Here is a 10,109-nt window from a genome sequence, read left to right on the forward strand (position 1 = left end):
GAGGTGAAAATTGGGGCTTTGCCGGGTGAATTCTTTGCCGAAACAGGCTTGAAGCTGAAAGCCGAGATTCCCGGCCCTTATTTTTCCATAAACTTAGCCAACTCCTACGGCGGCTACATTCCGCCCGCCCACGAAATGGACCGAGGTGGCTACGAAACCTGGCGCGCCCGCAGCAGTTGCATGGAGCGCGGGGCCGAAGCCAAAATTCGACAGAAAGTCATTGATTTGGCCCAAAAACTAGATTCTTAAAATGCTCAAACTCTCCCAACTATACGTTTATCCGGTGAAATCGCTGGCCGGATTTTCGGTTGATAGCAGCGCCGTCACAGATCGGGGCCTGGCCTACGACCGCCGATGGATGCTGGTGGATGCAAAGAATAAATTCCTGACTATGCGCGAGTTTCCGGAAATGGCCTTGCTGCACACAGCTCTGACCGAAAATTCACTGGTTGTCAAGAACTCCAGAGACCCTTCCCATCAGATCGAAATACCATTTGAAGTCCCTATCGAATCAGAACTGGAAGACGTCACTATCTGGAACGCCACGGTAGCCGCCAAGAATGTTGGGCAAGAAGCCGCTGATTGGTTCAGTGCGCAATTGGGTAGGCCGTGCAAACTGGTTTTCATGCCTGAAAGTAGTCTTCGTCCTGTGGACACGACTTCGGGTTACCATCCTCCCGGAAAGTTTACCTCTTTTTCCGATGCCTACCCTTTTTTGCTGCTGGGCGAGGCTTCGATGCAGGATTTGGAGTCACGTTTTGGGCAAGAACTCTCTGTCCTCAGGTTCCGGCCCAACCTCATTTTTTCGGGTGGTACCCCGTATCAGGAAGATGAGATGGAAGACTTTACCATCAACGGCATTTCCTTCACGGGTATGGAAAATTGTGCCCGCTGCAATGTCCCGAATGTCGATCCCAAAACTGGAAAAATGAGCGCCGACCGTCAGCCTTTAAAAACCTTGGCAAAGTACCGGACGGTCGAGCGGAAAATTATTTTTGGCCGCGATCTCGTGCATTCCGGTACGGGGGTAGTGAGCGTAGGCGATGAGCTAATTATCAAATGACAAATTCAGGCAAGAAATCATACGTCGGCGCGCTGGTTATCATTTGCGTCCTGTTCTTCTTTTTTGGCTTCATGACCTGGGTCAACGGAGTACTTATTCCTTATTTCCAGATTTGCCTGGAATTGAGCAATTTTCAGGCATCGCTTGTTTTGTTTGCGGCGTACAGCGCCTATTTTGTCATGGCACTGCCCAGCGCCTGGGTTCTGCAAAGAACAGGCTACAAGAAGGGTATGGTGCTGGGTCTCGTCGTGATGGCATTGGGTACAATCACTTTCGTACCAGCTGCCTACACCCGTACCTACTGGATCTTCCTTTTTGGCATTTACTTGACCGGAACGGGCCTTACGCTGCTACAGGCCGCCGCCAATCCCTACATCGCCGTTATCGGGCCGATTGAAAGTACCGCGCAAAGGGTCGGTTTTCTGGGACTTTCCAATAAAATTGCCGGGATCATCTGCATTGCGCTTTTAGGTTCCATTTTTTTATTGAATGCCGACGACGTTATTGCGCAGGTAAAAGGGCTTGACGCCGCACAGAAAGCCACTTTGCTCGACAAGTACGCCCTGAAAATTATTAATCCTTATATTCTGATTACCCTGGCGCTGCTGGTTATGTCATTGGTCATTTATTTTTCTAAACTACCCGAAATCGACGACAGTAAAAGCAGCGTTGAAGGGCAAACGATTACCCTGCGTAAAAATATTTTCCAATATCCTCACCTGATTCTGGGCGTTGTGACGCTATTTTTGGCCTCGGCCTGCGAGATGATTCCCATCGACAGCGTGATTATCTACGGTCGCGCCATCGGACTTACCATCGCCGAAGCGCGGCAGTTTCCAACTTACGGACTAGTGGCGATGCTGTTTGGTTATGCAGCAAGTATTGTCCTGATTCCCAAATACGTATCGCAGCAGCGGGCATTACAATTCGCCGCCGTTTGGGGCATAGTCTTCATGGTGGGGGCGTACTTTACGGGAGGCGTCACGTCGCTTTACTGCATGGTACTTACGGGTTTTGGCACCGCGCTACTCTGGGGGACGATCTGGGGCCTGGCCCTGCGCGAATTGGGCAGCTTTACCAAAGTAGGGGGTGCGATGCTGCTCATGGCCCTGATCGGCGGGGCGATTTTTCCCGTCGTGTTTGGTACTTTGATCGACGCCAACCCGGCCACGCCCCAAACCGCCGTGCTGCTGATGATTCCACTGTATTTGGGGATTTTAGCGTACTCATCCTGGGGGTATAAAGTCAATCGCTGGGGAAAGTACCCGGTGAAGACAAAAGAATTTGTATAGCCTCGCCTGTGTCTGGGTTACCCAGTCGCGAACCAATCCGGAAATCTCAACCTGGTATTCAGAACCTAATAGCCAAATAACTAACAACCAAAACATGAGCAAGAAAAACGTAACTCACCCCGAAAGAGATGCCAACTTTACCACCGGAGCTTATTCCGATGGCGTAATCGTCGATGGCCTTTTGTTCGTAAGCGGACAAGCATCGGTCGATTTCAAAACCTCGAAGTTCGCCCTGGGCACCATAGAGGAAGAAACTACCCGCACGCTCGACAATCTGAAAGCGATCATCGAAGCGGCGGGTGGCACCATGGCCGACATAGTTAAATGTACCGTTCACTTGGCCGATATCGCCGAGTTCGATCGCTACAATAAGATCTATGCCACCTACTTCGACGGCATTAAGCCCGCCCGGACGACTGTGCAGTCGGTACTTGCCGAAAACTTGAAAGTAGAAATCGACGCCATTGTGAAGTTGCCGAAATAAATAGCTGGGCGAAATAGAAACTGTTATGACTGTTAAGGCAGAATCCGAAGAAATAGGAATCGTCGGCTTGGGATTGATGGGTGCCAGCATCGTCACGGCCTTGCTGATTTCCGGGAACCGGGTAGTTGGCGTCGCGCCGCTCGCCTCCGACCTCGAAAACGGACCTAGCAAAATCCGGCACTACCTCGAAATAGCCCAACATCATGGACTCACGGACTTTTCACCGGAAGAAAACCTGGCCCGACTGACTCTCACCGAAGATTACGCCCTTTTGCGGGGCTGTCAGTTGGTCATGGAATGCGTGGTTGAGAATATTGAGGTAAAAAAACAGGTTTACGCCAAAGTAGAAGATCATATCTCGACCGACGCCATTCTGACGACCAATACCTCCGCTATTCCCAATACGGTTTTGAAAGATTTTGTGAAGTACCCTCGCCGCTTCATGGGAATGCACTGGGCCGAACCTGCCTTTACCACCAAGTTTCTGGAAATCGTCTGTAACCCCGAAACTGACACCACACTAGCCGAAAAACTCTACGCAATGGCCACAGGCTGGGGCAAAGAACCCATTTTGGTGCGAAAAGATATCCGGGGTTTCATTACCAATCGTATCATGTATGCCATGTACCGCGAGGCATTCAACCTGGTCGAGAATGGCTATGCGACCACTGAAGACGTAGACCGGGCCTGCCGAAACGACGGCGGCCATTGGATGACCTTCTGCGGTTTGTTCAGGTACATGGACCTCACGGGTTTGCAGGCCTACTACGCCGTGATGAATGATTTGTTCCCTACCCTAAGCAATCAAACGGAAGTACCACAACTGATTGAAAACATTGTCCAGCAAGGCGGCAATGGCATTACCAACGGCAAGGGATTCTATGACTACACGCCCGAAGAAGCCAAAGAATGGGAAAAAGCGTACGAGGAGTTTGCCTTCGACATCAGCAAGCTTTCGACCAAGTACCCGATCGACTTGATCGAGAAGCGATTATCAAAAAAAGAAATCAGTGAAAGTCTTACAGTCAAAAAGACATAACTGTCCACAGTCCACAGTCCACTGTCAACTAAAAAAGGAATGTTCACCATAGACGCTCATCTCGACCTCGCAACCAACGCCCTAAGCTTGAATCGGGACTTAAAGAAATCTGTACAAGAAATTCGGGGAAAAGAACGCTTCCTGGAACTGGACGACACGCCCGATCGTGGAAATGGCTCGGTGGCGCTGCCCGAACTACGGAAAGGCGGTGTTGGGTTGGTCGTGGCGACGATTATCTCGCGTTTCTCGGAAGTAGGCAGGCCGCTGCCAACGCTGAAGCTCGTCGGCTGGCACTCGCCTGAGCAGGCTTACGCCTTTGCGCAGGGTCAGTTGGCCTGGTACCGCGTCATGGAATCGCAGGGAGAAATGGTGCAAATCACTAACCTCGTCGACCTGAATGCCCACGTGCAGCTTTGGCAAGACGAAACTACCCCAAACGAGCGAAAACCTATTGGTTATATCCTAAGCCTGGAAGGGGCCGACTCGGTCATTGACTTTAAATATCTCGAAAAATACGTGGAAAACGGTCTCCGTGCCATCGGCCCCGCCCACTTCGGGCCGGGCCGCTACGCTCCCGGTACCCACAGCGGCGGAGGCGGATTGACCCCGTTAGGAAAGGATTTGCTGCGAGAAATGGATCGCCATAACCTCATCCTCGACGCCACGCATTTGACGGATAAGGGATTCTTCGAGGCGATGGATATTTTCCAGGGAACGGTCTGGGCGAGCCACCAAAATTGCCGGGCCGTCGTGCCGGGCGAGCGGCAGTTCAGCGACGACCAACTGCGCGTCCTCATCGAGCGCGGCGCGGTCATCGGCGGGGCATTGGACAACTGGATGCTGATCGCCGACTACGACCTGGACAAGAAAGAAGACTCTAAAAAACTGGGCATCAACATGGAGAAACTCGTGGATCACTTCGACCACATCTGCCAGTTGGCAGGCAATAGCGACCACATCGCTTTTGGAACTGATCTCGACGGGTTATTCGGTACCGAGCAGATGCCATACGACATGGATACCATTGCCGATTTGGTCAAGTACGAAGGTATTCTAACCAAAAGGGGGTACTCTCAGCATGACATTGAGAAAATATTTCATGGCAACTGGCTGCGGTTGCTGAGAAGTACCTTGGTTTGATTATAGTGGTAAAAAAAATAGCTGTCAGCCAACGGCCAACAGCTATTCCAGCTTACCTATGAGAAAAACCTACTTCGCCAGCTTCGGATTGACGTCGATCTCCGACTGCGGAATCGGCCATACATAATCCTCGGCCCGAAAATTCTTGGAAGTCACAAACCATCGCTTTTGAGAATCGGGCTTTTTGGAGGTTTTGGGAAGTACCGTGGAATTGGGGAAAGGCGCCCCCCAGAAATCTCCCATAAGTACTTCCTCACCAATTTTCCAGCGGAAAATATCCCAAAGACGATGTCCCTCGAAGGCCAGTTCGATGCGCCGCTCGTTACGCATGATGGGCCGTAGCTGGGCGGCGGACATGGCTTTCAACGGGGGTAGTTTGACCGAAGGACGGGTTCTGATTTTGTTGATGGTCAGGTCCAGCAGTTCCTGCGTGATGGGCTTTCCGGCTTCCAACTCGGCTTCCAGGTAGCTCAAAAGTACCTCGGCGTAGCGGATGACGGGGAAATTGGCTCCGTAGTCCCGCTGTAGATTGCCCGAAAAATCCTCGGAGAAAAACTTTCTCAGCCCGTAGCCCGTCCGGGTGGCTTGCTTCGAATAGGTAAGCTGGTCGAGCGATTTTGAGGAATCGGGGTGGCAAACGTACTTTTTGCCGCCAAACGTAGTGCCGTCCCACAGCAGATTGTAGCGGAAACGGGGGTCGCGGTTTTTACCCATATCGCTCACGCTAAACCGGGGGTCGGAGTAGGAGAGGGGCGTGCCGTCGTCGAAGCCGTAGGCGTCGGCCAAATTGCCCAGCGGGTTCACGATGTGCCAGCCCGATAGCACGGCGGGGTAGGTGTGCTGCGGCAGACCGTTGGGGGCCTGGCCCGCCAGGTACTGCACGCTGAAAATGTTCTCGCTGCTGTTTTCATTGGAAGGCAGGAAAATGGAGCGGTAGTCGGGGTCGATTTTGTTGTCGCCTTTGTCCATAATCTGCTTGAAAGCGGCGGCGGCTTCGGCGTATTTCTTCTCGCTCAACTGAATCCGGCCCAAAAAGCCCCAGGCCGCCTGTTTGCTGGCGCGTCCTACTTCGTTGGCACCCAACTGGCCGAAGAATGGCAACGCCTGGGCAGCGGCGGTCATTTCTGAAATCACGAACTGAACTACCTCGCTCTTGGGAGCCTTGTCCACGTTGTTGGCTTCTTCGGGCGTGAGCGTTTTCTGCACCAGCGGCACCGACCCGAAATATTGCGACAGGTAGAAGTACTGCGACGCCCGAACAAACCGCGCTTCCGCCTTCATGCGGTCGATCTTAGCTTTGTCCATCGGTACTTTGTCGATATTTTCCAGGAAATCATTGCAAATGGTAATGCGTTCGTACGAAGCACTCCAGTAGCTACTGACCACTCCATTGTTGGGCAACAAAGTACCATTGGTCAGGCGATTTTGGTTGGCGTTGTCGCCCCGTCTATCGTAGGCGTTGTCGGTCGCGTGTTCCAGGAATACGATGCCGGTGTAGGACCACCAGTCCGACGGATTCGTAGAGATATTGTAGAGCAGCGAGCCCCGGTACATGCCCGTAAGGGCGATGTTGGCGTTGGATTCGGACGTCCAGAAATTACCCTTCGAGAAGGAGTTGCTGGGGAATTGTTCCAATTCCTTCCCGCACGATAAGGAAAAGAGCAGCAGCGCAGTCAGGAGCAAATGGCTGGCTCGCTTTGTGAGGTTTTTATAGAATTTCATGATTGATTACAGTTTAAGGTTGATGCCAAATGTTACCGTTCGGAGAATGGGGTAGTACGCGCCGCTGCCGTTGATCTCGGGATCCCATCCCTGGCGGTATTTGCTGAATGTCAGTAAGTTTTCGGCACTTACGTAAATCCGGGTGCGCTTGACGTGCAGCGGTTTGAGCCATTTTTCGGGTAGGCTGTACCCAAACTGCATATTCTTGACGCGCAGATAAGACGCATTCAGAATCCAGAAATCGGAGGTGACGGAGTTGGGCGTGCCGCTGTTGCTGATTACTTCCAGGCGCGGGTAGTCGGGATAGCGCGTCGGGCTGTCGGGGTTGAAGCGACCTTCCATCTGCCAGCGTTGAATGTTGCCCAAGTTGAAAAACGAGTAGCCCGCATAGGCACCAAGTTGACCGCTTACGCCCGCCACCCCTTGCAGGAAGGTCGAGAAATCGAATGATTTGTAGGTGAAACCAAGGTTAGCCCCGAAAGTATATTTGGGAATCTGGCTACCCAGGTAGGTGCGGTCGTAGGTCGGATCTACCTTGCCGTCCGGCACGCCTTCCGGCCCGCTGATGTCCTTGTAGCGGATGTCGCCTGGCTGAGCTTTGGGAGTCACTTTGGTTTGGTCCGGCCATTGTTTTACATCATCCTGACTGATGAAAACGCCGTCGGACTGATAGCCATAGTACATCTGCATCGGGTACCCGATGAACAGGCTCGAGCCATTGCCCACCAGGCCGTTGGGTTGGGTCACGTTTCCGAGCCCCAGAGTTACGACCTTGTTGTTGATAATCGAGAAATTGCCATTGATCGAGTAGCCGAAATCGCCGAACCGATTGCGATGCCCCAGGTCGAACTCCCAGCCCGTGTTTTGCATGGCCCCGGTGTTGGTCTCGCCGATGCTGACGCCCAGCACGGACGACACGCTGGAAGAAGGCCTGAAAAGAATGTCGTCGGTCTGGCGGTCGAAGTAGGTGACGTTGAACAGCAGTTTGTTATTGAAAAAACCAGATTCGATCCCCAAGTCGAACGTCTTGGTACTTTCCCACTTGATGTTAGGATCGGTGTAGTTGGCATAAGCGGCCCCGATGTTCAGGGTGTTGCCGAAGGGGTAGTTACGGCCCGCCGCCAACACCTGCTGGTAAGGGTAGTTGCCGATGTTCTGGTTGCCCAGAACGCCATAGGAAGCCTTCAATTTCAGATCGGACAGCCACGAAATCGACTTCATGAAAGGCTCCTGCGCGATGCGCCAGCCCACGGCGGCGGAGGGAAAAAGCGCGTATTTCTGACCCGCCGGAAAGCGCGACGAACCGTCGTTTCTGACCGTCACCTCGAAAAGGTACTTTTCCATGAAGCTGTACTTCAGGCGCGAAAACACCGACTGGATCGCCCAGGCCGCATCGAAGCCGCCGTTTTGTTGGTTTTCCAGTCCGCCCAGTTCCAGCACCGTATATTGGTTGCTGGGGAAATCCTGGCGATAGGCGTCGAAGTAAGAATAATCCTGTTGCTCGAAGGAGTAACCCAGTAGGACACTGAAGAAGTGATTGCGCACGTCTTTGTTGTACTCCCCGGTAAACTGCATGGTCTTGTAAATCTCCTTGTTGCTTTCCTGATTCAGCGATGATTGATTCAACGTAATCTGATCGTTGAGCCGCTGCGAGGCATAGTAAGAGCGGCGTTCCAGCAGCGAAAAGTTAAAACCGCCGATGGCCGAAAACACCAGGCCCGGCAACGGCTTCCAGTCCAGTTTGGTGTTGATGCCAAATCGTGAGGTCGGAGCTCGGAAATAAGAATCCGACGCCAGCCAGGAGGTCGGTGTTCCCCCACTTTCGGGGCCGAGACCGAAGTCGCCGTTGGAAGCCTGGCCCAGAAAGATAGCCGGGTATCGTACCGCGTTCTGGATGAGTTGATTGGTGATGTCGCCTCCCTTATTGCCAGTAGCCTGGGGTTCTTCCCGCTTGTCGATGGAGCCGGAAAGCCGGGTTGTCAACTCAAAGTGATTCCCGATTTTGTTTTGAAGATTAAGCCTCTGATTAAAGCGGTTGTACTGGTTTTTGGGGACAATACCCTGTTGCTGTAAAACGCCGCCCGAGAGGAAAAACTTGTTGTTCTCATTACCGCCGTTCAGCGTGATTGTGTGCTGGGTTTGCTGACCATTGCGCGAGAAAATATCTTCCAGAAATTTGGTGTTAGGGTAGTTGTCGGGATCGTTTTGTGCCTTGTACTTCGCGATTTCATCCGCCGGGTAACTGTTGCTGCCTGAGGCGATGTTGAACATTTCGGCGTACTCCCAGGAATTGACGAAGTCGGGTAGTTTGGTGGCCGAGTTGAACCCGGTATAGCCATCGTAGCTTACTGATAGTTTGTCTGAGGAACCCATTTTGGTGGTAATAAGTACTACGCCGTTTGCCGACCGTGCGCCGTAGATAGCTGCCGAAGAAGCATCTTTTAGTACCGAAATGGTCTTGATGTCGTTGGGGTTGATGTCGTTCATGTCCCCCGGAATGCCGTCGATCAGTATTAGGGCGTTGGGCGTGGCTCCGAATGACCCGACGCCCCTCACTCGGATAGTTCCGCCACTGGCACCCGGCCTGCCCGAACTCTGGGTTACCGTTACGCCCGGCATTTGTCCCGTGATGGCCTGAGATGCCTGGGTGACGGGACGATTTTCAATCTGCTTTTCCCCAATCTGAGAAACCGAGCCAATCACGTTCACTTTCTTCTGCGTGCCGTAACCCACGACAACTACCTCGTCGAGCGCACTTTCAGCTGGCTGTAGAGAGAGGGTAATGTTACTCTGACTGCCCACAGCCAATTCCTGGCTTTTGTACCCTACAAAACTGAAAACCAACACTGCCGACTGATCCGGCACGTTGAGGCTGAACTTGCCCTGCGTATCCGTGGTAGTGCCACGCTGGGTGCCTTTCAGCACCACGCTCACGCCGGGCAGCGGGCCACCCTCAGCGTCGGTAATGGTGCCCGTCACAGTAATGTCTAGGCGCTTTAGCCCAACTATCTCCCCCGTTTTATGGCCTTCAGCAGATTTTTTCAAAACGATGAAATCGCCCGAAACCTCGTAGTTCAGTCCAGTCTCAACCAGAAGCCGATTTAATACAGAACCCAAACTCTCATTTTTTGCATCGACCGAAAATCGCTGGTTGGCCGTAATGAGCTGCGGGATGTAAGCGAAGCGAACCTTCGCTGATTTTTCCAGGCTCTGCAGCACTGCAGACATGGGCTTGTTCTTGATTTGTACCGAAATCCGTTGATCCAGTACCTGCTGCGCCATGCCATCGCGGGCCAGCGACAGGCTCGCAAAGGCCAGCACGAACGCGCATTGCAGGCAGGCAATGCCCATCATACGGTTCGGTTTTGA

Annotated in this window: 7 protein-coding genes and 1 pseudogene; 6 read left to right on the plus strand and 2 right to left on the minus strand. The window is 52.7% G+C overall.

Features of this window, described 5'->3' with window-relative positions; translation table 11 throughout:
- The 6 genes and pseudogenes from ACEW8P_RS16625 to ACEW8P_RS16650 all read left to right on the plus strand — a co-directional run.
- Nucleotides 1-249, plus strand: a pseudogene (locus ACEW8P_RS16625) (hypothetical protein); the annotation flags it as partial.
- A 1-nt stretch (nt 250) separates the two neighbouring features.
- Nucleotides 251-1,063: an MOSC domain-containing protein gene (locus ACEW8P_RS16630; protein ID WP_373514197.1), complete on the plus strand. Its 813-nt coding sequence runs from the start codon at nt 251-253 to the stop codon at nt 1,061-1,063.
- Nucleotides 1,060-2,355, plus strand: a complete 1,296-nt coding sequence (locus tag ACEW8P_RS16635) for a sugar MFS transporter (protein WP_373514198.1) — start codon at nt 1,060-1,062, stop codon at nt 2,353-2,355. The genes ACEW8P_RS16630 and ACEW8P_RS16635 overlap by 4 nt, the downstream gene beginning before the upstream one ends.
- Nucleotides 2,356-2,449: 94 nt before the next feature.
- Entirely contained in the window at nt 2,450-2,839 is a 390-nt protein-coding gene (locus ACEW8P_RS16640) for a RidA family protein (protein ID WP_373514199.1), read from the plus strand.
- Between the two features lie 25 nt (nt 2,840-2,864).
- The gene (locus ACEW8P_RS16645; protein WP_373514200.1) at nt 2,865-3,878 is read left to right on the plus strand and encodes a 3-hydroxyacyl-CoA dehydrogenase family protein; all 1,014 of its coding nucleotides are present in this window, start codon (nt 2,865-2,867) and stop codon (nt 3,876-3,878) included.
- Between the two features lie 39 nt (nt 3,879-3,917).
- The gene (locus tag ACEW8P_RS16650; RefSeq protein WP_373514201.1) at nt 3,918-5,018 is read left to right on the plus strand and encodes a dipeptidase; all 1,101 of its coding nucleotides are present in this window, start codon (nt 3,918-3,920) and stop codon (nt 5,016-5,018) included.
- 69 nt (nt 5,019-5,087) lie between these two features.
- Here ACEW8P_RS16650 and ACEW8P_RS16655 read toward each other — a convergent pair whose 3' ends face one another.
- Together ACEW8P_RS16655 and ACEW8P_RS16660 are read right to left on the minus strand one after the other, a co-directional pair.
- The gene (locus ACEW8P_RS16655; protein ID WP_373514202.1) at nt 5,088-6,740 is read right to left on the minus strand and encodes a RagB/SusD family nutrient uptake outer membrane protein; all 1,653 of its coding nucleotides are present in this window, start codon (nt 6,738-6,740) and stop codon (nt 5,088-5,090) included.
- A gap of 6 nt (nt 6,741-6,746) precedes the next feature.
- Nucleotides 6,747-10,109 (minus strand): TonB-dependent receptor (locus ACEW8P_RS16660; protein ID WP_373514203.1); only part of this gene is annotated, 3,363 nt, incomplete at its 5' end.

The organism is Persicitalea sp. (genome assembly GCF_041751555.1).
Classification (GTDB): Bacteria; Bacteroidota; Bacteroidia; order Cytophagales; family Spirosomataceae; genus Persicitalea.

Excerpts from the sequence above, each read along its gene's own strand:
- ACEW8P_RS16655 (WP_373514202.1), bottom strand. The coding sequence starts at position 6,740 with ATGAAATTCTATAAAAACCTCACAAAGCGAGCCAGCCATTTGCTCCTG.
- ACEW8P_RS16650 (WP_373514201.1), top strand. The coding sequence starts at position 3,918 with ATGTTCACCATAGACGCTCATCTCGACCTCGCAACCAACGCCCTAAGC.
- ACEW8P_RS16635 (WP_373514198.1), top strand. The coding sequence starts at position 1,060 with ATGACAAATTCAGGCAAGAAATCATACGTCGGCGCGCTGGTTATCATT.
- ACEW8P_RS16630 (WP_373514197.1), top strand. The coding sequence starts at position 251 with ATGCTCAAACTCTCCCAACTATACGTTTATCCGGTGAAATCGCTGGCC.
- ACEW8P_RS16645 (WP_373514200.1), top strand. The coding sequence starts at position 2,865 with ATGACTGTTAAGGCAGAATCCGAAGAAATAGGAATCGTCGGCTTGGGA.
- ACEW8P_RS16640 (WP_373514199.1), top strand. The coding sequence starts at position 2,450 with ATGAGCAAGAAAAACGTAACTCACCCCGAAAGAGATGCCAACTTTACC.